This window comes from Streptomyces sp. NBC_01537 (assembly GCF_045040445.1).
Classification (GTDB): domain Bacteria; phylum Actinomycetota; class Actinomycetes; order Streptomycetales; family Streptomycetaceae; genus Actinacidiphila.
In genome coordinates, this window is the sequence record NZ_CP109392.1 from 8,682,101 (window position 1) to 8,705,170 (window position 23,070).

Annotated in this window: 21 protein-coding genes; 6 read left to right on the forward strand and 15 right to left on the reverse strand. The window is 71.9% G+C overall.

Going from position 1 to position 23,070, the window contains the following annotated elements:
- Positions 1–50 precede the first annotated feature (50 nt).
- Positions 51–1,130 (reverse strand): O-antigen ligase family protein, encoded by a 1,080-nt coding sequence (locus tag OG607_RS39915; protein WP_405734377.1) that lies wholly within the window; start codon positions 1,128–1,130, stop codon positions 51–53.
- 724 nt (positions 1,131–1,854) lie between these two features.
- Here OG607_RS39915 and OG607_RS39920 point away from each other — a divergent pair.
- Complete coding sequence (locus OG607_RS39920) at positions 1,855–2,343, forward strand: NUDIX hydrolase (RefSeq protein WP_405734379.1); 489 nt, start codon at positions 1,855–1,857, stop codon at positions 2,341–2,343.
- 3 nt (positions 2,344–2,346) lie between these two features.
- On the opposite strand, the gene OG607_RS39925 is transcribed toward OG607_RS39920, so the two are convergent.
- The gene (locus tag OG607_RS39925; RefSeq protein ID WP_405734381.1) at positions 2,347–2,850 is read right to left on the reverse strand and encodes a hypothetical protein; all 504 of its coding nucleotides are present in this window, start codon (positions 2,848–2,850) and stop codon (positions 2,347–2,349) included.
- A gap of 85 nt (positions 2,851–2,935) precedes the next feature.
- Here OG607_RS39925 and OG607_RS39930 point away from each other — a divergent pair, with 85 nt between their 5' ends.
- Both OG607_RS39930 and OG607_RS39935 read left to right on the forward strand, forming a co-directional pair.
- Positions 2,936–4,093, forward strand: a complete 1,158-nt coding sequence (locus OG607_RS39930; RefSeq protein WP_405734383.1) for a methyltransferase — start codon at positions 2,936–2,938, stop codon at positions 4,091–4,093.
- A 57-nt stretch (positions 4,094–4,150) separates the two neighbouring features.
- A complete protein-coding gene (locus OG607_RS39935; RefSeq protein ID WP_405734385.1) occupies positions 4,151–6,595 on the forward strand; it encodes a SpoIIE family protein phosphatase in 2,445 nt (814 codons plus the stop codon).
- Here the strand turns inward: OG607_RS39935 and OG607_RS39940 are convergent.
- From OG607_RS39940 to OG607_RS39995, 12 genes are all read right to left on the reverse strand, one after another.
- Entirely contained in the window at positions 6,534–6,896 is a 363-nt protein-coding gene (locus tag OG607_RS39940) for a hypothetical protein (protein ID WP_405734387.1), read from the reverse strand. The genes OG607_RS39935 and OG607_RS39940 overlap by 62 nt on opposite strands.
- Before the next feature lie 9 nt (positions 6,897–6,905).
- On the reverse strand, positions 6,906–7,304 hold the full coding sequence (locus tag OG607_RS39945; RefSeq protein WP_405734389.1) for a PTS-dependent dihydroxyacetone kinase phosphotransferase subunit DhaM: 399 nt from the start codon (positions 7,302–7,304) through the stop codon (positions 6,906–6,908).
- Positions 7,301–7,942 carry a dihydroxyacetone kinase subunit DhaL gene (dhaL, locus tag OG607_RS39950; RefSeq protein ID WP_405737372.1) on the reverse strand — a complete coding sequence of 214 codons (642 nt, stop codon included), beginning with the start codon at positions 7,940–7,942 and terminating at the stop codon, positions 7,301–7,303. Before dhaL ends, OG607_RS39945 begins: the two co-directional genes overlap by 4 nt.
- An 84-nt stretch (positions 7,943–8,026) precedes the next feature.
- On the reverse strand, positions 8,027–9,019 hold the full coding sequence (gene dhaK, locus OG607_RS39955) for a dihydroxyacetone kinase subunit DhaK (RefSeq protein ID WP_405734391.1): 993 nt from the start codon (positions 9,017–9,019) through the stop codon (positions 8,027–8,029).
- A 93-nt stretch (positions 9,020–9,112) separates the two neighbouring features.
- The gene (locus OG607_RS39960; RefSeq protein WP_405734393.1) at positions 9,113–9,838 is read right to left on the reverse strand and encodes a DUF6518 family protein; all 726 of its coding nucleotides are present in this window, start codon (positions 9,836–9,838) and stop codon (positions 9,113–9,115) included.
- Between the two features lie 123 nt (positions 9,839–9,961).
- Positions 9,962–11,509, reverse strand: a complete 1,548-nt coding sequence (locus OG607_RS39965; protein ID WP_405734395.1) for an alpha-N-arabinofuranosidase — start codon at positions 11,507–11,509, stop codon at positions 9,962–9,964.
- A gap of 42 nt (positions 11,510–11,551) precedes the next feature.
- The gene (locus OG607_RS39970) at positions 11,552–12,625 is read right to left on the reverse strand and encodes a lactonase family protein (protein ID WP_405734397.1); all 1,074 of its coding nucleotides are present in this window, start codon (positions 12,623–12,625) and stop codon (positions 11,552–11,554) included.
- 44 nt (positions 12,626–12,669) lie between these two features.
- The gene (locus tag OG607_RS39975; protein ID WP_405734399.1) at positions 12,670–13,632 is read right to left on the reverse strand and encodes a sugar kinase; all 963 of its coding nucleotides are present in this window, start codon (positions 13,630–13,632) and stop codon (positions 12,670–12,672) included.
- A complete protein-coding gene (locus OG607_RS39980; RefSeq protein ID WP_405734401.1) occupies positions 13,629–14,300 on the reverse strand; it encodes a bifunctional 4-hydroxy-2-oxoglutarate aldolase/2-dehydro-3-deoxy-phosphogluconate aldolase in 672 nt (223 codons plus the stop codon). Before OG607_RS39980 ends, OG607_RS39975 begins: the two co-directional genes overlap by 4 nt.
- A gap of 153 nt (positions 14,301–14,453) precedes the next feature.
- Complete coding sequence (locus tag OG607_RS39985) at positions 14,454–15,275, reverse strand: carbohydrate ABC transporter permease (RefSeq protein ID WP_405734403.1); 822 nt, start codon at positions 15,273–15,275, stop codon at positions 14,454–14,456.
- Positions 15,275–16,315: a carbohydrate ABC transporter permease gene (locus tag OG607_RS39990; protein WP_405734405.1), complete on the reverse strand. Its 1,041-nt coding sequence runs from the start codon at positions 16,313–16,315 to the stop codon at positions 15,275–15,277. Before OG607_RS39990 ends, OG607_RS39985 begins: the two co-directional genes overlap by 1 nt.
- Positions 16,312–17,664, reverse strand: a complete 1,353-nt coding sequence (locus OG607_RS39995) for an extracellular solute-binding protein (protein WP_405734407.1) — start codon at positions 17,662–17,664, stop codon at positions 16,312–16,314. The genes OG607_RS39990 and OG607_RS39995 overlap by 4 nt, the downstream gene beginning before the upstream one ends.
- An 870-nt stretch (positions 17,665–18,534) precedes the next feature.
- Between OG607_RS39995 and OG607_RS40000 the strand changes: the two genes are divergently transcribed.
- The 3 genes from OG607_RS40000 to dgoD all read left to right on the forward strand — a co-directional run bounded on the left by OG607_RS40000 (position 18,535) and on the right by dgoD (position 21,594).
- Positions 18,535–19,572 carry a LacI family DNA-binding transcriptional regulator gene (locus OG607_RS40000; protein ID WP_405734409.1) on the forward strand — a complete coding sequence of 346 codons (1,038 nt, stop codon included), beginning with the start codon at positions 18,535–18,537 and terminating at the stop codon, positions 19,570–19,572.
- Positions 19,569–20,333, forward strand: coding sequence for an SDR family NAD(P)-dependent oxidoreductase (locus OG607_RS40005; RefSeq protein ID WP_405734411.1), 765 nt, complete (start codon positions 19,569–19,571; stop codon positions 20,331–20,333). The genes OG607_RS40000 and OG607_RS40005 overlap by 4 nt, the downstream gene beginning before the upstream one ends.
- 115 nt (positions 20,334–20,448) lie before the next feature.
- Positions 20,449–21,594 (forward strand): galactonate dehydratase, encoded by a 1,146-nt coding sequence (dgoD, locus tag OG607_RS40010; RefSeq protein WP_405734413.1) that lies wholly within the window; start codon positions 20,449–20,451, stop codon positions 21,592–21,594.
- Positions 21,595–21,627: 33 nt separating this feature from the next.
- Here dgoD and OG607_RS40015 read toward each other — a convergent pair whose 3' ends face one another.
- On the reverse strand, positions 21,628–22,710 hold the full coding sequence (locus OG607_RS40015) for a LacI family DNA-binding transcriptional regulator (RefSeq protein ID WP_405734415.1): 1,083 nt from the start codon (positions 22,708–22,710) through the stop codon (positions 21,628–21,630).
- Positions 22,711–23,070: the final 360 nt, after the last annotated feature.

A 23,070-nucleotide genomic window follows, 5' to 3' on the forward strand; every position in this document is an offset into this window, starting at 1 on the left:
GAATCGATTCACCAATGCTAGGCCGCGACCTGGAGAGGAGGCAAGGGGTCCTACGCCCGGTCCCGGTCGTCCGCGAAGGGGCGAGCGGTGGCGAGGCCGGCGAGGAGACCGGCCGTGGCCGTGACGGCGGCATAACTGAGGACGTGATCGACGCAGGCCTGCATCGCGAGGCCGGTGAGGGCCGCCCCGGCGGTGAGGACGACGGGGGTCGGGCGCGCGGAGCGGTGCAGGGCCAGCAGGACCCAGGCGTACGACGCGGCCAGCAGCGCGACGCCGGCGGCGCCCTCCTCGGCGGCGAGCTGGAAGGGCGCGGACCGCGGCTCCGCGGCGTCCGTGGCCGCCGTGCTCAGGGCCGCTGCGGTGGTGACGGCCGGCTCGGCCTGGCCGTCCTCCCCCTGGCTGACCTCGGCGAACTGCCCCGGCCCGACCCCGCGCAGCGGATGCCGCCCCGCCAGGTCCACCGCCTCCCGCCACACCGCCACCCGGCCCGGCGTCAGCTGCCCCGTCAGCGAGGCCGACAGCCCGGCCGGCAGCGCGTCCACCGCCACCGCGTACGTACCGCCCGCCGCCAGCGCCGCCGCCAGCGCGAGCCCGGTCAGGCCCAGCAGCCGGGGCGTGCGGTCGGCCGCCAGCGAGCACAGCACGACGCCCACCGATGCGGCGAAACCGGCCGCCGAACCGATCACCAGGGCAAGCACCGCCGCCACCGCCCCCAGCAGCCGCAGGCCCGTGCGGAGCGGGCGGGACCGGGCCGACCAGGCCGCGCAGCATGCCGCACCCGTGGCCAGGACCAGCAGCGCGGCGTCGGCGTTGGCGTATCCGAGCGGCGGCGTGTGCCGGCCCCCACCGCCCGCCAGCCGACCCGGCAGAGCGACGGCCAGCGCGACCACGGCGAGCGCGGTCAGCGCCGGGGCGGCCATCGGGAGCAGCGCCCCGCCGATCCGGCCCGCCGCGTAGCCGGCCGCCACGGCCAGCACCGCCAGCACAACCCCCTCCGGCCGTGCGGGGCGGCCGGTGGCCGCGATCAGCGCCCACCCGGCCGAGCACACCAGCACCACGGCGCCCAGCACATCCGTCAGTACGTCGCGGCCCCGCGCGTCCCCGGTCGCTCCGCCCGTTCTCGTGTCCATCCCCCGCAACCCCCTGACGGGCCACCCGCGCTCGACGGGGCCGCCGTCGGCGTCGTCGGGTCCCGGCCCACGGTAACCGCTGTGGCGGGTGGTTGTCCCTGGTCGTGCGTGGTCGGCCACGGGCCTGTCCCTCTTGCGCGGTTGCGTCGGCGTCCGCAGGCCAGGAGTTTTCCCCCACCCCGCCCCTTCCCGCTGCATCCGATCAGCGGCTGGCGCCGCGTGGCGGGCTCCGCCCGGACCCGCCGGGGGCTTCGCCCCTGGACCCCCGGACGCCCTGCGGGCGTGTCCTCAAACGCCGGACGGGCTGAAGCTTGCCGTCCGGCCGGGAGGGGACACGCCGGGGTTCTCCCGCAGCGCGACGAGCGAGGATCCCGGGTCCGACATGAAGGCGCCAGAGTCGCGAGCGCCGAGGAGAGATCCCCGGTGGTGGCACCGACCCCACGCCACACCAGCCCGTCCGGCGTTTGAGGACGGAACCCCCAACCCCGGCAGACGGCACCGCCTTCGGCCACCGTCCGACGGCCGGAGGCCGGCGCAGCGGCCCGAAGCAAGCGCAGCGCCCGCGAGGGACGCAGACAAGAGGGGCCCCAGCCCGTCCGGCGATTGAGGACGGACCGCCAGCCATGGCAAACGGCACCGCAACTGCAAACCGCACCGCCAGCCATGGCAAGCGGCACCGCAACCGCACCCGGCACCGGCGGCGGCAGCCGCTACGCTCGGGCACATGCCGACGCCTGAATTCATCCGTGAGCTGCGCGAGCAGGTGGGACACCGCGAGCTGTTCCTGCCCGGTGTGACAGCTGTCGTGTTCGACGACGAGAGGCGGGTGCTGCTGAATCTCCGCTCGGACACGGGCCGTTGGGCCTTGATCGCGGGCATCGTGGAGCCGGGGGAGCAGCCTGCGGAGACGGCGGTGCGGGAGGCGCTGGAGGAGACGGGGGTGAGGGCGGTGGCGGAGCGCGTGGTGCTGGTGCAGACAACGAGAACGGTGACGTACCCGAATGGGGACAGGGCGCAGTTCTTCGACATCACCATCAGGTGCCGGTCGGTCGGGGGCGAGGCGCGCGTCGCGGACGACGAGTCGCTGGAGGTCGGGTGGTTCGCGCTGGACGCGCTGCCGGATCTGAATGACCGCCATCTGTTCTGTATCAAGCAGGCGCTGACGGACGACCCGACGTGGTTCGAGCCGGCGGGACCGCCGACGGCTCCGTGACGGCTACTTGATCAGGGCGTTCACGGCCGCGATGAACAGCCCGATGGCCATGTCGACCCCGCCGACCCGGCAGGCGGCGGGCCAGCTTCGGTGGCCGATGGTACGGGCGGCCCAGAGCCCCCAGCAGAAGAGGGCGAGGATGTTGAAGGCCAGCGAGGCGGTGACGGCGGTGGCCTCGGGCCACCAGCCCGCGTAGGCGGCGAGGAGCATGAGGACGGTCGGCATCGCGGCGGAGGGCAGGGCCCACTCGGCGAGTACGGACCGGACGGCGATGGCCGCCATGCCCCTGCCGCCTGGGGGTGGGGGCTGGGCGATGGCGCGGGCGTAGCCGTGGGCGGCGGCGGAGGCGAGGGCGGTGAGGAGCACCCAGAGGGCGTCGTAGCCGGGGTCGGGGGCGCCGCTCTGCTCGTCGAGCGCAGCCGCGAGGGCGCAGGCCAGCACGGAACCGTAGACGCCGCCGAAGATCAGCGACTCCGACGGGACGTACCGCCGGAGTCGGTGGGGCATCGTCACCCCTCCAGGTCTAGCAGCACGGTCGCGTGGCGGGCACGCGTCCGTACGCCGCCACGCGACGGGTTAGCCTGATCGGACAATGAATCGTTTGACGACGTCAACGGGCGACTTCGACCTCACCCGCTTTCCCGAGGACCCCCGCGACAGCCTTCGCGCCTGGGATGCGGCCGACGAGTACCTGCTGCGGCACGTGGCCGCCGGGGGAGAGGACATCTCCGGCACCGTGGTCGTGGTCGGCGACCGGTGGGGCGCCCTGGTCACCGCGCTCGCCGGGCGGCACCGCACCGTACAGATCACCGACTCCTACCTCGCGCAGGAGGCTACCCGGGCCAATCTGCGGCGGGCCGGGATCGAGGCGGACGCGGTGCGGCTGCTGTCGACCAGGGACACGCCACCGGAGCGGATCGACGTGCTGCTGGTCCGCGTACCCAAGAGCCTCGCGCTGCTGGAGGACCAGCTGTACCGCCTCGCGCCCGGGGTGCACGCGGGCACGGTGGTGATCGGCACCGGCATGGTCAAGGAGATCCACACCTCCACCCTGAAGCTGTTCGAACGCATCATCGGGCCCACCCGCACATCCCTGGCCGAGAAGAAGGCCCGGCTGATCCACTGCACACCCGGTCCGCGCCCGGCCAGGGCCGCCAGCCCCTGGCCGCGCGACTACGCGCTGCCCGCCGATGTCGGGCCGGCCTCCGGGCTGACCGTCACCAACCACGCCGGGATCTTCTGCGCCGAGCGCCTCGACATCGGCACCAGGTTCTTCCTGCGCAACCTGCCGCGCCGCCGCGGCCCCGAGCGGGTCGTGGACCTGGGCTGCGGCAACGGGGTGGTCGGCACGGCGGCTGCGGTGGCAAATCCCGGGGCCGAGGTGCTGTTCACCGACGAGTCGTACCAGGCGGTGGCATCGGCGGAGGCAACCTTCCGTACGAACGCCGGCGCGGCCGCCAAGGCCGAGTTCCGGGTGGGCGACGGGCTGGCAGGCGTCCCCGAGGGGTCGGTGGACCTGGTGCTGAACAACCCGCCGTTCCACACCCACCAGGCGACGACCGACGCGACGGCCTGGCGGATGTTCACCGGATCGCGCGACGCGCTGCGCCCCGGCGGCGAGCTGTGGGTCATCGGCAACCGGCACCTCGGATACCACCTGAAGCTGCGCAGGCTCTTCGGCGGCTGCGAGGTCATGGCCAGCGATCCGAAGTTCGTCGTCCTGCGAGCTGTCAAGAACCGACATCCCTGACAGAGTGGGGAGAATCAGAAGCGAGGGGACGGCACCAGAGGGACGGAGCGGTCTGCCGTGGCAGCAACGGAGAGTGGGTCCGACGGGACGGACACCGCCGTCACGCTGCTGCTCGACGCCGGGGGACGACTGCTGAGCTGGCCCGACCGGGCACAGCGGCTGCTGGGCCACCTGCCCGGCGACATGATCGGCCGCCCCGCCGTCACGCTCCTGGCCTCCGACGACGCCGCCGGGGCCATGCCCAGCAGCCCGGACGCCAGCTGGTCCGGGCTGCTCACCGCCCGCCACCGGGACGGCCGGGAGGTGCCGGTCGAGGTGCGGGTCGTGGCGCTGCCGGACGGCGCGGGCGACGCGCGCTGGCTGGTGCTGGCCGAGGACGCCGGGCGCTCCCCGCTGTGGGGGATGAGCCCGGAACTGCTGCGCAGGATGACCGGGCGGATACCGGCCGGCCTGGTCGTGGTGGACACCGAGCTGCGCTGCGTGTGGTCGAACAACGCGATGGAGCGCTTCGGCGGCGGAACCGCGCAGGAGCGCCGCGGACGGCGGCTGCGGGACATCCAGCCCGGCCTGAAGGCCGAGGCCCTCGAAGCCCAGATGCAGAAGGTCCTGGACACCGGCCTTCCGGTGCTCGACTACGAGCACGTCGGGCGCCCCGGATCCGACCCCTACCGCGACCACGCCCACTCGATGTCCTTCGTACGCCTCGACGACGACACCGGCCACCCGCTGGGCGTCTGCTACTCGGTCACCGACATCACCGACCGTCATCGCGCCCTCCAGCGCCTCGCCCTCCTCGACCGGGCCAGCGAGCACATCGGGCGCAGCCTGGACCCCGCCCGCACCGCCCAGGACCTCGCCGAGGTGGCGGTGCCCGAACTCGCCGACTTTGTCGTCGTCGACCTGCTGGAAGCGGTGATCCGGGGCGCCGAGCCGGGGCCGGTCACCGATGGCGAGCCGGTGCGGCTGCGCAGGTCCGGGATCGGCTCCGTACGCGAGGGACACCCCACGCCGGCCTTCCGGATCGGTGAGTCGGCCGCGTACCAGGCCTCGACGCCACCGGTCGGCTGCCTGACCGACGGCAAGTCCTGGCGGGCGGAACGGCTCGACCCGGACGAGCCGGAGTGGGGCAGCGGCATCCCCGGGCGCCGGGCCACACCCTTCGGGGAGCTCGGGGTGCGCACGGCGATGGTGGTACCGATCCGGGCCCAGGGCATCACGCTCGGCATCACCTCGTTCTTCCGCACGCAGCGCGACCTGCCGTTCGACGAGGACGACCTGCGGCTCGCCGAGGAGTTCGTCGCCCGCGCCGCCGTCTGGATCGACAACGCCCGCCGCTACACCCGCGAGCGCGACGCGGCCCTCGTGCTCCAGCGCAGCCTGCTGCCGCACGGCATCCCGCCCCAGGAGGCGGTGGACGTGGCCTCCTGCTACCGGCCCGCCGACGAGCTGACCGGGGTCGGCGGCGACTGGTTCGACGTCATCCCGCTGTCCGGCGCCCGGGTCGCCCTGGTCGTCGGCGAGGTGATCGGCCACGGCATCGAGGCCGCGGCCACGATGGGCCAGCTGCGCACGGCGGTACGCACCCTGGCCGACCTGGACCTGCGGCCCGAGGAACTGCTCGCCCACCTCGACGACCTGGTCAGCCAGGTGGCCCGGGACGAGCGGGCGGAGCGCGAGATCCGGACCGAGCAGGAACTCGGCACGGGCTCCCTGGGCTCCAGCTGCCTGTACGTGGTCTACGACCCGGTGGCCCGGTCGTGCGTCATGGCCAGCGCCGGCCATCCGCCGCCCGCCGTCATCGGCCCGGGCGGCGACGAGGCCGAATTCCCGGACCTGCCGGTCGGCCCCGCGCTCGGGGTGGGCGGGCTGCCGTTCGAGTCCGTCGAGTTCGGCCTGCCCGAGGGCAGCCTGCTGGCCCTGTACACCGACGGCCTGATCGCCGACCCCGAAACCGCCCGGTACGCCCTGGAGCCCTTCCTCCGGGTGCCCGAGCTGCCCCTGGAACGCCTGGTCACGCGCATGGTCGACGAGCTGGCGCCCGAGCGGCCCTTCGACGACGCGGCCCTGCTGCTGGCCCGCACCCGCGGCCTGGACGCCGGACAGGTCGCCTCCTGGGAGCTGGCCGCCGACCCGGCCGTCGTCGGCCGGTGCCGGGAGATGGCCGCCGCCCAGCTGGGCGCGTGGGGCCTGGACGAGGAGCTGGCGTTCACCACCGAGCTCGTCGTCAGCGAACTCGTCACCAACGCCATCCGGCACGCCTCCGGCCCCATAGGGCTGCGTCTGATCCTGGAACGCACCCTGATCTGCGAGGTCTCCGACGCCAGCAGCACCACCCCGCACCTGCGCCACGCGCGCACCACCGACGAGGGCGGCCGGGGCCTGTTCCTCATCTCCCAGTTCGCCCAGCGCTGGGGCACCCGCTACACCGCGGACGGCAAGATCATTTGGGCGGAGCAGCAGTTGGGCCGGCAGCTGGAGCAGCAGCCCGCCCCCGGCGCCTGACCGGCGCCGTAGCCAGGTCTATCCCCGCCCGGACGGCGGACTTGTCGAGCGTGCGAAGGGCCAGCAGCAGGAAGCCGATGTCGTCGATGAGGATGGGGTCCGGCAGCAGATCCACCGGGGAGATCAGATAGACGACCGCCGCCCAGAACGCCACCTTGCCCTGCACCGGCACGCCGGCCTCCGTCAGCAGGCGCTTGGTGCGGAACAGCCGGACGCACAGCTTCACGGCTATCACCAGGGTGACCGCCACCACGAGTGCGCCGACCGCAAGCAGCAGCCAGAGCAGGTTCTTACCGTCCATGCCGTCGCCTCAGGCCTTCCGGTAGGAGTACGCGTCCTCGGCTGCCGCTGCCACCGCCGCCAGGTCGGCCCCGGCGGAAGCGGCGACCACGGCGGCCACCGCGCCCTCGACGAAGGGCGCGTCCAGCAGCCTAGTGCCTGGCGGCAGCTCGTCCTCGTCGGCCAGCAGCGCCTTCACGGTGAGCACCGCGCTGCCCAGATCCGCCAGCACCGCCACGCCCTCGCCCCGGTCCACCGTCCGGGCCGCCCGTGCGATGGCCCCGGCGTCCGTGCCGAGCCCGCCGTCCGGTGTGCCCCCGGCGGCGGCGACCGGCGCGGGATCGCCGCCGCCGGCCAGCCCGGCCGCGAGCTGGGCCACCGCCTCGGCGACGGCCGCGCTGTGGGACACCAGCACCACACCTACCGTCATCCCGTGCCCTCCTGCGCCGCTGTCTCCGCCAGCGCCCCCAGCAGCAGCGCGGACGAGGTCGCCCCCGGATCCTGGTGCCCGATGCTGCGCTCGCCCAGATAGCTGGCTCGCCCCTTCCGGGCCTGCAGCGGTACGGTCGCCAGCGCGCCCTCCTCCGCGGCGATCCGCGCGGCGGCCAGCGCCTCGATGAGCCCGGCGCCCTTGTCCAGGGCGAACGACAGCGCCTCGATGGCCGGCACGAGCGCGTCGATCATCGTCTTGTCGCCCTGCACCGCGCCGCCCAGCTGCGACACCCCGTCCACCCCTGCCCTGAGCGCCTCGCACAGCTGCTCGGGCGTCACTTGGTCCCCGTCGCCGAGTGCCTTGCCCGCCTTGCGCAGCAGCGTCCCGTACAGCGGCCCGGACGCGCCGCCGACCGTGCTGATCAGTTGCCTCCCGGTCTGCACGAGCACATCGCCCGGCGTCAGCGGCGGCTCCTTTTCGATCGCCGTACGCGCGGCCGTGAAGCCGCGGCGCAGGTTGCTGCCGTGGTCCGCGTCGCCGATGGGGGAGTCCAGCTCGGTCAGCCGCGTGGCCTCGCGGTCGATCACCGCGGCCGCCGCCGTGAGCCAGCGGCGGAAGAAGGCCGCGTCGATCACCGGTCCGGGCCCGGGCGCGGATCCGGCTTCGGATTCGGGTGACGGTTCTTCGCTCATACGATTCCTAGTCCTCCTGTCGGACTGTCAGGCACCCCAGCGCAGACCGGCCGTGACCACCGGTGCGTCCCACAGCCGCAGCATCTCCTCGTCCACCTGGCACAGCGTCACCGAGGCGCCGGCCATGTCCAGGGACGTCACGTAGTTGCCCACCAGTGTCCGGGCCACCGCCACACCCCGCAGCGCGAGCACCCGGTGCACCTCGGCGGCGAAGCCGTACAGCTCCAGCAGCGGCGTCGCCCCCATGCCGTTCACCAGCGCCAGCACGGGAAGGCGCGGCCGCAGATCGTCCACCACCGCGTCCACCGCGAACTCCGCGATCTCCCCGGCGGTCATCATCGCCCGCCGCTCCCGGCCCGGCTCCCCGTGGATACCGATGCCCAGCTCCAGCTCCCCGGCCGGCAGATCGAACGTCGGACTGCCCTTCGCCGGCGTACTGCACGCACTCAGCGCCACCCCGAAGCTCCGCGCCGACTCATTGACCTGCCGTGCCAACGACTCGACCCGCTCCAGCGGCGCGCCCTCCTCTGCGAGCGCCCCCGCGATCTTCTCGACGAACAACGTGCCGCCCGTGCCGCGCCGCCCCGCCGTGTAGAGGCTGTCCGTCACCGCGACGTCGTCGTTCACCAGGACCTTGGCGATCTGGATGCCCTCGTCCTCGGCCAGCTCCGCCGCCATGTCGAAGTTGAGCACATCCCCCGTGTAGTTCTTCACGATGAACAGCACCCCCGCCCCGCTGTCCACCGCCGCGGCCGCCCGCAGCATCTGGTCCGGCACAGGCGACGTGAAAACCTCCCCCGGACACGCCGCGTCAAGCATCCCCCGCCCCACGAACCCCCCGTGCAACGGCTCGTGCCCCGACCCGCCGCCCGACACCAGCCCCACCTTCCCGGCCACCGGCGCGTCCCTGCGCACGATCACCCGGTTCTCCACGTCCACCGTCAGCTCGGGATGCACGGCGGCGAAGCCCCGCAGGGCGTCGGCCACCACGGTCTCCGGGACATTGATCAGCATCTTCAAGGGGTCCTCCATCCGAGGTGAACAATGGCACTCCGTAGCGGCGAAAAGCGGTATCCACCCGTCGAGTAGAAGCGAGCGTTCTGCCTGGCTACATCAGCGTACGGACCCGGTTCGACCAAGGCAGCCTTCGCGGCGCAGAGGTTTTGGCTGCCTTGTCGGCACCCCCTCAGGAGGAGACCGTCCGGAGGGGGAGTTCAACGATCGCGTAGGCCAGGAGCGCACGGGCACGGCGGCCGTCAGGGTGAGGCCGCGCTCCCGGTGGGTGCGGGCCATGAGCAGGGGGACGAGGACGACGAATGCCGCGAAGCTGGTCCAGGCTTGTGGTGCGTAGTGGAGGTTCCAGGCGGCCATGACCCCCTCCATCCTGAAGAGTCCGGTGAACGCGGCAAGGCCGGCGATGCGGGCCCGTGCGTCCCTGCCGCGTCGCCACAAGTACGCTGCGACGCCGAACAGCGGCCCCGCCACGCATGCCATGCCGAGCCAGAGGAGCGGGAAGAGCAGAGCGCCCATGCCATCGCGCCCGAACTCGGCGCAGCCGTAGTACCCCACGACAAGTCCGGCCTCCGCGCACAGGCCGCCGGCCGCGGCCCGGAGCACCGTGCCCCGCTCGGCGAGCAGGGCTCCGCCGGCGAACGCGACGGCTGACCAGACGGCGCCCGAGTTGGCGAGCTGGTTCCAGGATCCCGGGAGCCACCCCTGGGCCAGGTTGGTGAGCACGCCGAGCAGCAACCCCCCGGCCGTCACTGTCATCGTGGTGGCCCACGCACCGAGACCACTGCTCGGTTCCGCCAGGCCGTCCGGGGGCGTAGTCGTCGCCATGTCAGCCTCCGCGGTCACGCTCGCACCTGCCGCATTTCTCGTGCGCTCCCGCGCGCTATGCATGCGCTGTATACGCGCATGCATAGCCGTCGGGTCAGGGGAACGTGGAGCAGGAGGGGCGCTTCAGGTGCTCGGGCGCTCCAGCCGGATCATGTTCCAGGAGAGGGGTTCTAGTCCGGCACGCAGGACTGCGCCGGTGACGGTGGTGCCGGTGGCGGGGCGGGGGGTGACGCGGTCCGGGTCGTCCAGGGTGTTGCGGGCCTCGGGGTCGGTGTCGGCGAGGACCAGGTGCTCTGCGAGCGTGCGGGCGCCGACGCCGCGCAGGTCGATCTCCAGCGGCAAGGCGGTGGTCTGGCTGCGGTTGACGGCGAAGACGGTGACGGCGCCGGTCTCGTCGTCGGTCACGGCGGTGGCGTGCAGCAGCGGCACCTCGCCGAACTTGGCCGTGGTGTACGTGGGGCTGTCCACCTCCACGCGCAGCACCCGCCCCCGTCCGTACCGGGAGGCCTGGGCGAAGGGGTAGAAGGTGGTCTGCCGCCAGGCCGGGCCGCCGGGCTCGGTCATGATCGGGGCGATGACGTTGACGAGCTGGGCGAGGGAGGCGGCGGTGACCCGGTCGGCGTGCCGGAGCAGGGCTATGAGCAGGGAGCCGAAGACGACGGCGTCGGTGACCGAGTAGGAGTCCTCCAGAAGTCTGGGGGCCTTGTCCCAGTCCGGCGGGGTGGCGGCGTGGTAGCGGGCCTGGTACCAGACGTTCCATTCGTCGAAGGAGAGGTTGATCTTCTTCTTGGACTTCAGGCGGGCGCCGACGTGGTCGCAGGTGGCGACCACCGCCTCGATGAAGGACTCCATGTCCACGGCCGAGGCCAGGAAGGAGTCGCGGTCGCCGTCGTGCTCCTCGTAGTAGGCGTGCAGGGATATGTGGTCGACCAGGTCGTAGGTGTGCTGAAGGACCGTGGACTCCCAGGAGGCGAAGGTCGGCATGGAGGAACTGGAGCTGCCGCAGGCGACCAGTTCCAGGCCGGGCTCGATCATCCTCATGGCGCGGGCGGTCTCGGCGGCGAGCCGCCCGTACTCCTCGGCCGTCTTGTGCCCGGTCTGCCAGGGGCCGTCCATCTCGTTGCCGAGGCACCACATGCGGATGCCGTACGGCTCCTTGGCGCCGTGGGCGATGCGGCGGTCGGACAGTTCGGTGCCGGCGGTGTGGTTGGCGTATTCCAGCAGGTGCAGGGCCTCCTCGACGCCGCGCGTGCCGAGGTTGACGGCCATCATGGGCTCGACGCCCGTCTTGCCGCAGAAGTCCATGAACTCGCCGAGGCCGAACTCGTTGGTCTCGGTGGACCGCCAGGCCAGGTCCAGCCGGACCGGCCGCTCCTCGCGCGGTCCGACGCTGTCCTCCCAGCGGTAGCCGGAGACGAAGTTGCCGCCGGGGTAGCGCACCGTGCTGACGCCCAGCTCCCGGATCAGCGTCAGGACGTCCTGGCGCAGGCCCGCGGCGTCGGCGGCCGGGTGGCCGGGTTCGTACAGGCCGGTGTAGACGCAGCGGCCCATGTGCTCGACGAACGATCCGTACAGGCGGGGATGGACGGCGCCGACGCCGAAGGCCGAATCGAGGGTGAAGGTCGCCGGGGTGGCGGGGGCGGCGGGGGTTGCCGGGGACGGGTCGGACATGTTGATCTGCCTTCGGTAGTCAGGGGGGAGGGGTGTCGGCGCTCAGAGGACCAAAGCGCAGGTGACCGAGGGAACGGCCGCCGCCGGGTGGGGCTGGTCGAGGGCCCCGGTGTCCTGGATGTGCAGCGCGGCGAGGGTGCCGCTGTGCTGGTTGGCCACCAGCAGGTAGCCGGAGGCCAGGGTCAGGCCGCGGGGCCAGGTACCGCCGCCGGGGGTCTCGCCGATCGGTTCGAGGGCGGTGCCGGTGACCCGGAAGGCGGCCACGGTGTCGGCTCCGCGGTTGGTCACCCAGACGAAGCGTCCGCACGGCGAGGCGACGATCCCGGCGGGCTGGTTGACGATGCCCGGGCCTGCCGCTGTGGCGGGAACGCCGGAGACCGCCGTGAGCGTGCCCGTGCCCGGGTCGTAGCGGTGGCCGGTAAGGGTCGAGGACAACTCGTCCACGCTCCACACCAGTTCGCCGCCCGGCGCGAACGCGAGGTGGCGGGGGCCCGATCCCGCGCGCAGCGCGTTGACGGCGGTTTGCCGCAGGGTTCCCGCATCCGTGTCGAGACGGTAGGTGAACACCGCGTCCGCTCCCAGGTCGGTGGCCAGGACGAAGCGGCCCGCCGGGTCGGTGATCACCTGGTGGGCGTGGCTGCCTTCCTGCCGTCCGGTGACCGGGCCGGAGCCCTCGTGGACGACGACATCGGTCAGTTCCGTGATGCGGCCGTCGGTGTCGAGCCGGTGTACGGCCACGCTGCCGGGCGCGGTCTCGGTGCCGTAGTTGGCGGTCAGCAGCCAGCGTCCGCCGGGGTGGACGGACAGGTGGCAGGGGTTCGCGCCGCCGCTGCTGACCGGGGTGCCCAGCGCGGTCAGGATGCCGTCGCCGTCGTGGGCGAAGGCGCTGACGGTTCCGGACTCGGCCTCGTCGGCGCTGTAGACGACGTCCAGCGACGGATGCGCCGCCAGGAAGGAGGCGCCTTCGGCGGGCACGGGCGGCGGATTCGCGTCGGCCGTCAGGGCGCCGGTCCCGGGACCGAACCGCAGGGTCGCGAGCCCGGTGCCGTCACCGCCGGAGTGCGGGGTGCGGGTGGTCAGGACGAGGACCGGTCCGTCGCTGGAGCGCGTTGCCATGGGGGTTCCTTGAGCGGATGGAGGGGCGGGAAGGCGGGAGACCGTCAGCGGATGACGTCGTCGTGGTGGTCCAGCAGGGTCAGCTCGCCGCGCCGGGGCAGGCCCTCCCAGTCGCCGGTGGTGCTGACCGCGAAGGCTCCCAGCAGCCCCGCCGTCCGCAGCCGCTGCTCCGGCGGTGCGCCCTGGAGCAGTTCGGCCAGGTACCCGGCGGCGAACGCGTCACCCGCTCCTACGGAGTCGTGCACCCGGACAGGCGCGGCGGGCTGCTTGTAGGGCTTCCCGTCCAGCAGGGCGAAGGCTCCCTCGGCGCCCAGCTTGATCACGGCCCCGCCGGGTCCGAGCTCGCACAGGGCCGCGGCCAGGGCCTGGGGGTCCTCGCCGGCCTCGGGAACCGCCAGCCGGGCCTCATGGGGGCCGGCGAACACCAGGTCGCTGCTGCGCAGCAGGGGCAGCAGGGTGTGCCGGGCCTCCTCCTCGCTCCACAGCAGGGAGCGGAAGTTGACGTCCATGGAGACCGGCACCCCGGCACCCGTCGCGATGTCCACCGCTCGGCGAACGGCCTGCGCCGGGCCCTCGCCCAGCGCCGGGGTGATCCCGGTGATGTGCAGGACCGCCGCACCGGCGACGATGTGCTCGGGGATGTCCTCGGGGGACAGCCGGCCGCCGGCGGTGTGGGTGCGGTAGTAGCGCGTACGGCTGTGGGTGACGGTGCGCCGTTCCCTGAGCAGCAGTGAGGTGGGGGCGGGATCGCGCACCGCGAGGGCGGTCACTCCCTCGGCCCGGAGCTCGCGCAGGATGAGCTCGCCGAGTTCGTCGTCGCTGACGCGGCCGATCCAGGTGGCGGATCCGCCGAGCCGGCTGACGCCCACGGCGACGTTGGACTCGGCTCCGGCGAGCCCGAGGCGCAGCGTCGCGCCCACGGTGAGCGGGCCCGGTTCCGGCGCCGACATGACCGCGAGGGCTTCGCCCAGCGTCACCAGGTAGGGCTGGGTGCAGGGGGTGTTCACGGGCGGGCCTCCGGGTCGCGTGTGGTGACGGTGACCGCGTCCAGCAGGGTGCGGGCCCTCGCGGTGAGGGCGTCCAGGGCCGCGGGGGTGGGGTCGCGGTCCGCGCCGCGCAGCAGCGGGGAGCCGATGCCCACGGCGCAGGCCCCGGCGTCGAGGTAGGCGCGTGCCTGGTCGACGCCGACGCCGCCGACGGCGACCAGGGGGATCCCCGGCAGGGGCGCGCGCAGCTGCCGCAGGTGTTCGGGGCCGCCGGTGCAGGCCGGGAACAGCTTGACCGCGGCGGCGCCCGCGTGCCAGGCGGCCCATACCTCCGTCGGCGTCCAGGCGCCCGGATAGCAGGGGGTGCCGCCGTCTGCGGCGCCGCGGATGACATCGGTGTCCACGACGGGTGCGACCAGGAAGTCGGCTCCGGCCGCCAGCGCGTCCTTCGCCTGCCCGGAGGTGATCACGGTGCCGGCGCCGACCGCCACCTTCGGTCCGAGTTCGCCGCGGATGCGGGTCAGGGCGTCCAGCGCCCCCGCCGTGGTGAGGGTGATCTCCAGGCAGGTGATGCCGCCGGCGGCGAGCGCCCGGGCGACCGCGGGCAGTGCCGATGCGTCCGCCGACCTGAGGATGGCCATGACGCGGGTCCGGCTCAGCTGCCCGTTGATGGGGGGCCGCGCCGTCATGACTCCACCGCCGCGGTGGACATGACGGCGGCCGGCGACAGCGTGGCCACCTGGGCGGCTGTGGCGGGCCGGGCCGGCCCGGTGCCCAGGGTGTCGGTCATGGAGAGTCCCTTCGTGGGGGGAGAGGAGGACGGGCGGTCGCGCGGGTCCGGATTACTTGAGCCCGGAGGTGGCGACGCCCGTGACGAAGCCGCGCTGCAGGATCAGGAAGAGCACCAGCACGGGTACGACGTACATCACGGCGCCGGCCGCGACGAGGTTCCACAGCTGCCCGCCGTGGTCGTTGACGTAGCCGTGGGCGAGCTTGACCGCGAGCGTGGTGTGGGAGTCGTCCAGCAGCAGCGCGGGCGCGATGTAGTCGCCCCATGTCCAGCTGAACGACAGGATCAGGCTGGTGGCGATGACGGGCCAGGACTGCGGCAGGAAGATGCGCCAGAAGATACGGATCTGCCCGCAGCCGTCGATGATCGCCGCCTCCTCCAGTTCCTTGGGCATGTTCGTGAAGAACTGCCGGAACAGGAAGATGAGGTACGGGGCTCCGCACAGTCCCCACAGGACCCATGGCATGTAGGTGTCGGTCAGGTGGATCTTGGCGAACAGCAGGTAGGTCGGGATGAGGGTGAGGATCTGCGGCAGCATCATCGTCGACAGCAGCACACCGAAGATGAGCCGCTTGCCCGGTGCGTTCAGCCGGGCGAAGCCGTACCCCGCCCAGGCCGAGGCGAGGGTCACCAGCACCGAGTAGACGACGGCGATCGTCAGCGAGTTGCGGGCGTAGCCGAGGTAGTCGAAATAGGTCAGGGCCTGCCGGAAGTTGCCCAGGCTCGGGCTGTGCGGCCACCAGTGGATGGGGAGGACGTTGAACTCGGAGGGGCCCTTGAGCGCGCTGATCACCAGCCAGCCGAAGGGGCTGAGGAACAGGACGAGGAGCCCCACCAGGATCATGTAGACGCCGCTGCGCCTGGTGAACACCATCACTTGCCTCCGATCGTGCGGGGCTTGTTCTTCGCGGTCTCCGGTTCCACGGAGTAGAAGACCGCGCCCTTGCTGAGTTTGAAGACCAGGAAGGTGATCACGATGATGATCAGGAAGAGCACCCACAGCAGCGCGGAGGCGTAGCCGTAGCGGCCGTTGGCGAAGTACTGGGCGAACACATTGATCATGAACAGGTTGTTGCCCTCGGGTATGGCCGTGACGCCCTGGGGGGTGGGGTCGAGGGAGATCAGCAGTGGCAGGAAGCTCTGGACGGCGGCGATGATCCCGGTGATGACCTGGAAGAAGATCACCGGAGAGAGCATCGGCAGGGTGATCCGGGTGAAGGACTGCCAGGGGCTGGCCCCGTCCATCCGCGCGGCCTCGTGGAGTTCCTTCGGGATGTCCTGCAGCCCGGCCAGCGAGATGATCATGACATTGCCCACGCCCCACATCGTCAGCACGATCAGCACCCAGCGTGCGTAGGGATCGGTCAGCCAGGCGATCCCGTTGACCTCGAAGGCGTCGAGGATGCCGTTGGCCGCTCCCGAGTCACGGTCGAAGATCAGCTTGAAGGTCAGGGCCGCACCGACCGGCGGGACGATGGCGGGCAGGTACAGCAGCGTGCGGAACAGTCCGCGGGCGCGTATCGGCTGATTCACCAGCACCGCCAGCAGCAGCCCCGCCGCGATCGTCAGTGGCACCGTGATCACGGTGAACACCGCGGTGTGGGACAGCGAGGCCATGGTGTCCGGGTCGGAGAAGACTTGCCGGTAGTTGTCCAGGCCCACGAAGCGCGCGTTCGGGGAGAGTCCGTCGGTGTTGGTGAGGCTGAGCCAGAACGCGTACCCCAGGGGGAAGGCCGTGAGCGTCAGGAAGCCCAGCATCCAGGGGCCGGTGAAGATGTAGAAGGAGATGGCCCGGCGTGAATCCAGCGAACGGCCCCAGCGTATCCGGGGCGAGCCCGGCCGGGCCGCCGTCTCCCGGGAGGGAGACGACGTGCCCGGCGCGTCTGCCGGTCCGATGAGCTGACCAGCACTCACTGCACCAGCTCCTTGCCCTGCGCGAGCAGCGCGTTCATGCCGGTGTTGAGCGTGTCGGCGACCTTGCCCGCGGCCGTCTTGGACCGCACCGCGCCCGGCAGCACCTTGTTGAGCACGCCCTCCAGGGCGGCCTGCTGGGCATACGGGGTGAAGCTCAGCACCTTGAAGTAGTCGAGCTCCTGCTGCTGCACCTGGAACGCCTGCTTCTGGAACGCGTTGGTCTGCGGCATCTTCGAACGCAGCGACTTCAGGGAGGGGATGCCCCAGCCGCTGCTCGCCCGGTCCTGGGCGGGCTGGCCGCCGAAGTACCACTCGAAGAACTTCCAGGCCGCGTCCTTGTTCTTGGCGTCCCGGGGTATCCAGAAGCCGGTGGCGCCGAAACAGGGGCTGATCCGGTTGCTGCCGAGCTGCGGCGCGGGCGCGAACCGCGAGACCTCGGCCACCTTGGCGTCGGTGCTGATCTGCCCGCTGAACCAGTAGCCCTCGCAGCTCATCGCCATCCGGTTGGCCATGTAGGTGGGCCCGTCCCAGCCGTCGGGGTTGACGTTGATGACGTTCGGGCCGATGTCGGCCTTCGCGTAGTCCAGGTACCACTGCAGCGCCTTGAGCGCCTCGGGCGAGGAGAAGTCCACGGTGGCCAGGTCGTCGGCGAACAGGCTCCCGCCCGCCGATGCCGTCATGCCCATGAGCTGGGGGAAGACGCCCATCCCGGTGGCGTTCAGGCCGTACACCTTCACCTTGCCGAGCTTGCGCTTGACCAGCCGCTCGCCGAAGTCCAGCCACTCGTCCATGGACAGGGGCTCGGTGGCGCTGGGGTGATCCAGGTTCGCGGCGTCGAGCAGGTCAGTGCGGTACCAGAACATGGAGTCCTGGGAGAAGTCCTTGGCCATGCCGTAGCGGGGACCGGCGCCCTGCTTCTTGCCGTCGTAACGCCACACGTCATTGACCGGGTCGAGGTCGGCGGGCTTGAGCGCGGTGCTCTTGGCGAAGTACGGGTCCAGGTCGGTCATCAGGCCGCGTGCTGCGAAGTACGGCGTCTCGGTCGCGCCGAGGCCGCGCACCACGTCCGGCGGGTTCTTGGCGGCCAGCATGGCGTTGAGCTTGGTGGTGTCGGTGGTGATGAGGCTGATGTTCATCCCGAGCGCCTTCTCGGCGACCTTGATGGTCTTGGCGTCCCACTCGTTGGCCACCGACATGATGGTGAGCGTCGTCTTGCCGCTCCCGGAGCCGCCGCTCCCGGAGTCAACGGAACTGGCGCATCCGGGCAGGGCGGTGGCGGCGAGTGCGGCACCCGCGGAGGCGGCGAGGAAGCGTCGCCGCCCGAAGGGGCTCGTGGCGGGAATAGACATCTTTGTCTTCCTTTCGGGCTTTTATAGCGTCTGGTGCATTTCTGATGGCGAAGATGATGATCCGTTATGGATGAGGGCATGCGGATTCGCGCAGGGTGAGCCACCTCCGGTCGGGAGGAGGCCGCAGCTGTGGTGTTCGCGCCGCAGCGGTCGGTCATGTCACGCCGCCGCCGGCCGATGGGTCATCGGCGTCACCGCGGATCGTGGTGGGCCGACTGTCTGTCTTCGTGGGTGGTGCCGCGGCCCCGGGCATGCCGGGCCGCCTTCATGAAGCGCTGATGGTCATGGCTTCACCGCGCCGTCCCCGGGTCTCGACCGGGGCCGGCCCGGACGCGCTCGCCCGGCGGTCGGGCGGTCGGTCGTCACGTGGTGGCCATGGTGGCGATGTCGTCGCCGGTGCCGGTGGAAGCAGGTCCGTCCGGTCGTCCCCATCATCCGCCGGAGCGGATGAGGCCGGCCGGCCCGGCTTCCACGGCCCTCAGGTCGCCGTAGCGGCTCCCGCGGACGGATCCTGCGACCCGTCCGGGCGTGCGGGCCGCGGTACCGCCGTCACGGCGGCCCCGAGGAGACTTCCGGAGCGCTTCATTGCACACCTCACCTGTCGTCGGTCTGAGCCGACTCGTCGTGTCTGTGGTGAATCAACCATCCGTGGCGTTCTGCACATGTATAGCGCGGTAAGGCCTCGGAGGAAACCGGTTGACTGAAACTTCGGCGAAGGTTAGATTGCGGGCCCAGAAGGTGTCAAGGGGTTCTGATCCCGACATCACCGCCGGCCGGGACGGCGAACACCGAGCAGCACAGCGCGCAGCACAGCACGCACAGCACAGCACAGCGCGCGGCGCGGCGCGGCGCGCAGAGGGAAGGTCACAGATGACGGAACAGCCTGTTCGAGCCAGGCTGGTGGACGTCGCCCGTGAGGCCGGAGTCTCCAAGGCCACCGTGTCCAAGGTGCTCAACGGCCGGCCGGACCTGTCGGTCCGGCCGGAGACCCGGCAGCGCGTGCACGAGGCCGCCGAAGCGCTGGGCTACCGTCCCCACTCGGGCGCCCGGGGGCTGGCCGGTGCGGGTACGCACGCCCTGGCCCTGCTGGTGCCGGCCCTGGCCAACCCCACGTACGTCACCATGGCCCGCGGCGCGTACCAGCGGGCTCGCGAACTGGGCTATCTCTCGCTGCTGGCCGAGGACTTCGACGGGCAGGAGGCCGACGGGTCCTTCAATGACCTGGTGCAGCACGGGCACGTCGACGGACTGCTCATCGCCTCGGCCCGCCCCGGTCATCCCCTGCTGGACGCCCTGAATCGCAGCCCGGTCCCGCATGTCTTCCTCAACCGGTCCGTTGAGGGATCCGGCCGGAACGTCACCATGGACGTCGCCCGCTCCAGCGTCACGGCCCTGGACCACCTCCACGGTCTGGGCCACCGCGCGGTCGGCCATATCGCGGGACCTCCCGGGATCGCCCCCAGTGAGGCCCGCAAGCAGGCGTTCCTGCAGCATGCCGAAAAGCTGGGGCTGTCCGCCGCCCCGGTCGCCTCCGGGGACTTCACCGAGGAGGGCGGAGTGTCGGCCGCGCTGCAGCTGCTGCGCCCCGGCGCGGACGGGACCACGCCGGTCACCGCGCTCTACACCAGCTCGCTCGCCCAGGCGATCGGTGCGATGGCGGCGATCCGGGACCTGGGCCTGCGGATCCCCGAGGACATCTCCGTGGTCGGCAACGACGACATGCCCGTGGCCGGCCATCTGTCCCCACCGCTGACCACTGTCGCGATGCCCCTGTACGAGCTGGGGGCGGCGGCCGTGGACGCCCTGGTCGCCGCCATCCAGGGAACGCCGCAGGGAGACATCGTCGTACCGACCGAGCCCCGGCTGGTACTGCGCGGCTCGGTGGCACGCCCAGGAGGAACGTCATGACCGTCGCCGGACCGGCGCGCTTCACCGGCCGCACCGCCCTGCTCACCGCGGCCGCCTCCGGGATCGGGGAGGCCACCGCCCACCGTCTCGCCGAAGAAGGCGCGTCGGTCCTGGTCACCGACGTGGACGCCAAGGGCGCCCACCGGGTGGCCGAGGACATCCGCGCCGAGGCCGGACAGGCCCGAAGCCGCGAGCTCGACGTCACCTCGCCCGCCCAGTGGGCCGAGGCCGTCGGCGAGGTGGAGTCCTGGACCGGACGCCTGGACATCCTGCACCTCAACGCCGGCCGGAACCTGCCCGGAGCCGCGCACGAACTGGACGACGCCTCCTGGCACGGCCAGCTGAGGCTCTCCCTCGACTCGGTGTTCTACGGCGTCCGGGCAGGGGTGCCCCTGCTCACGGCCGCCCGGGGCGCCGTGGTCGTCACCTCCTCCATCCACGCCGCCCTCGGCTTCCGCGGCTACCCTGCGTACGCCGCCGCCAAGGGCGGTATCGACGCGCTGGTCCGCCAGCTCGCCGTCGAGTACGCCGGCCTGATCCGGTTCAACGCCGTCCTGCCCGGAGCCGTGGTCACGGCCTTGTGGGCGGCTGTGCCGCAGGAGGAACTCGTCAGGGCCGCGTCCCGCATCCCGGTCGGCAGGCTCGGGCTCCCGCACGACGTGGCGGCCGCCGTGGCCTTCCTCGCCTCCGACGACGCGTCCTTCATCACCGGTCAGAACCTGCTCGTGGACGGCGGCCGCAGCATCAGCGCCCACGAGTAGCCCGCCGGGTCCCTTTCACACACCCGCGCCCCATGCCACCCGCGCCCCCAGCAGCTTTCGTCTGTCCGAAAACAGCAAGCCGCACACCCGTACACCTGGACCGGAGGTCCGCACCATGAAGATCACTGGATACGAACTCTTCCTCGTCGAACCGCGCTGGCTCTTCCTGCGTATCGACACCGACGAAGGCATTTCCGGCTGGGGCGAGCCCATCGTCGAGGGCAAGGCGCACACCGTCGCCACGTGCGTCGAGGAGATGTTCGACTACCTGACGGGCCAGGACCCCGCCCGCATCGAGGAACACTGGCAGGTGCTCGCCAAGAGCGGCTTCTACCGCGGTGGCCCCGTCCTCAGCAGCGCCCTGGCCGGCATCGACCAGGCCCTGTGGGACATCGCCGGCAAGACCCACGGCGTGCCGGTGCACCAACTGCTCGGCGGCCACGTACGTGACCGCGTGCGCATCTACGGCTGGGTGGGCGGGGAGAACCTCCAGGAGCTGGCCGAGTCGGCGTCCGCGCAGGTCGCCAAGGGCATGACCGCCGTCAAGATGAACCCCTGCGCTCACCTGGAGCCGCTGGCCACCCCGGCCGCCATCGACGCCATCGTCGCCGCGGTGACCACGGTGCGCGAGGCCATCGGCCCGGACCGGGACCTGGCGCTGGACTTCCACGGGCGTTTCAGCGGGGCCATGTCCCGCCGGGTCCTGCCGTACCTGGAGCCGCTGCTGCCGATGTTCGTCGAGGAGCCGGTGCTGCCGGAGTTCACCCGTGACCTCGGCTCGGTCGTCCGCTCCACCTCGATCCCCATCGCCACCGGTGAACGGCTCTTCTCCCGCTGGGACTTCCGCGAGGTCCTCGCCGACGGCATCGCCGTCGCCCAGCCCGACATCAGCCACGCCGGAGGGATCTCCGAGTCCCGGCGGATCGCGGCCATGGCCGAGACGTACGACGTGCTGCTCGCGCCGCACTGCCCGCTCGGCCCGATCGCGCTGGCCGCCAGCCTCCAGCTCGACTTCGCCGCCCCCAACTTCCTCATCCAGGAACAGGCACTGGGCATCGGCTACGGCGACAGCAGCGGGCTGCTCGGCTACCTCGCCGACCCCTCGCCCTTCGCCTCCCGCGACGGCTACATCGACCGCCTGACCGCCCCTGGCCTCGGTATCACCATCGACGAGGACGCGGTCCGCGCCGCCGCCGAGCGCGGGCACCGCTGGCGCAACCCGGTCTGGCGCAACACCGACGGCTCTCTGGCCGCGTGGTAGTTCACCGGGTCCATCCGGTGGCAGGCTCCGTCCTCAGTCGCCGGACGGGCTGAATTCAGCCCGTCCGGCGCGCACCGCCATGGTGCTCCTGCGCACCACCAGCCGCGGCCGGAGCCGGGAGGGAGGCGGTGGGCTGTCCTGGCCGTGCCGGATCTGGTGGAGCAGGGAATCGAGGCACTCCCGTCCGACCTGCTCGAACTCCTGGTGGACGGTGGTCAGCGGCGGGAGGTAGCAGGAGGAGTCGGCGATGTCGTCGAAGCCGACGATGCTGACGTCCTCCGGGACCCGCCGGCCGGTCTCCCACAGGGCGCGGATCACGCCGAGCGCCATCTGGTCGTTGGCCGCGAACACGGCGGTGAGTTCGGGTTCCCCGGCCAGGCGCAGCCCGGCGCGGTAGCCGCTGTCGGCCGTCCAGTCCCCGTAGACGACGGGCGGGACCGGCGCGCCGGCGTCCTTGACCGTGCTGTGCCAGGCCTCCGCCCGCTGGCGCGCCGAGGGGGAGTCACGCGGCCCGGCCACGTGCCACACCGTGCGGTGGCCGAGGGAGAGCAGGTGCCGGGTGGCCAGCCGCGCACCCTCGGCCTGGTTGGTGTCGACGACCGGATACCGCTGGTGCTGCTGGCCGGCGACGATCACCAGAGGAACGCCGGGCGGCAACCGCAGCGTGGGGGTGTCCAGGAGCTGGGCCTGGACCAGCACGATGCCGTCCACGGCCTGCACCGTCAGTCCGGTGTATGCCTCGCGCACCGCCTGCTCGGTGGGGGCGCGTACGCCCACCAGGTTGATGCTGTAGCCGGCCTCCTGGGCGGCGGCGGAAATGGACGCCAGGGTGCGGGCGTTGCCGATGCCGCTGAGGTCGAAGCTGATCACGCCGATCATGCGGAACTGCCCGGTCACCAGGGCCCGGGCGGCCGTGTTGGGCCGGTAGCCGAGTATCTCCATGGCGGCGAGCACCTTCTCGCGGGTGTCCGGATCCACGTTGGTGCGGTTGTTGGCGACCCGGGAGACGGTCTGGTTGGACACCCCGGCCAGCGCCGCGACATCGGCGATCGACGGCCCGCGCTTGCGTCGCTTCGGTTCCGTCGCTTCCCCGGGCTCCGTCGGCTCTGTGTTCACCCTTGCCCCCGGACGCTCTGAGTGCCGTTCTGCGCAGATCACGTTCACGTAAACACGACCGGGACGTCAAGTACTTCGCGAAACGGACCTTCCTCCGTACGTGCCGGGCGAAAAACCCAAGCGGATCAGTCTATTGACATCCATTGGGGGCGTGGACACACTATCGAAACAGTTCCGCCATGTTCACGTGAACATCAGCCAACCGCTTCGGCGAAGAACTCACCGGCGCACTTTCGTGTGGGTGAGGGCTCGCCGACCGCCAGGGGCGGTGCCCTGGCCTCTCTTTGTCGTCACTTGCCATGCCGCCTGCGTGTCCCCGCAGGTCCGGCGCAGGGTCGGCCGCACACCGAACTCTCACGC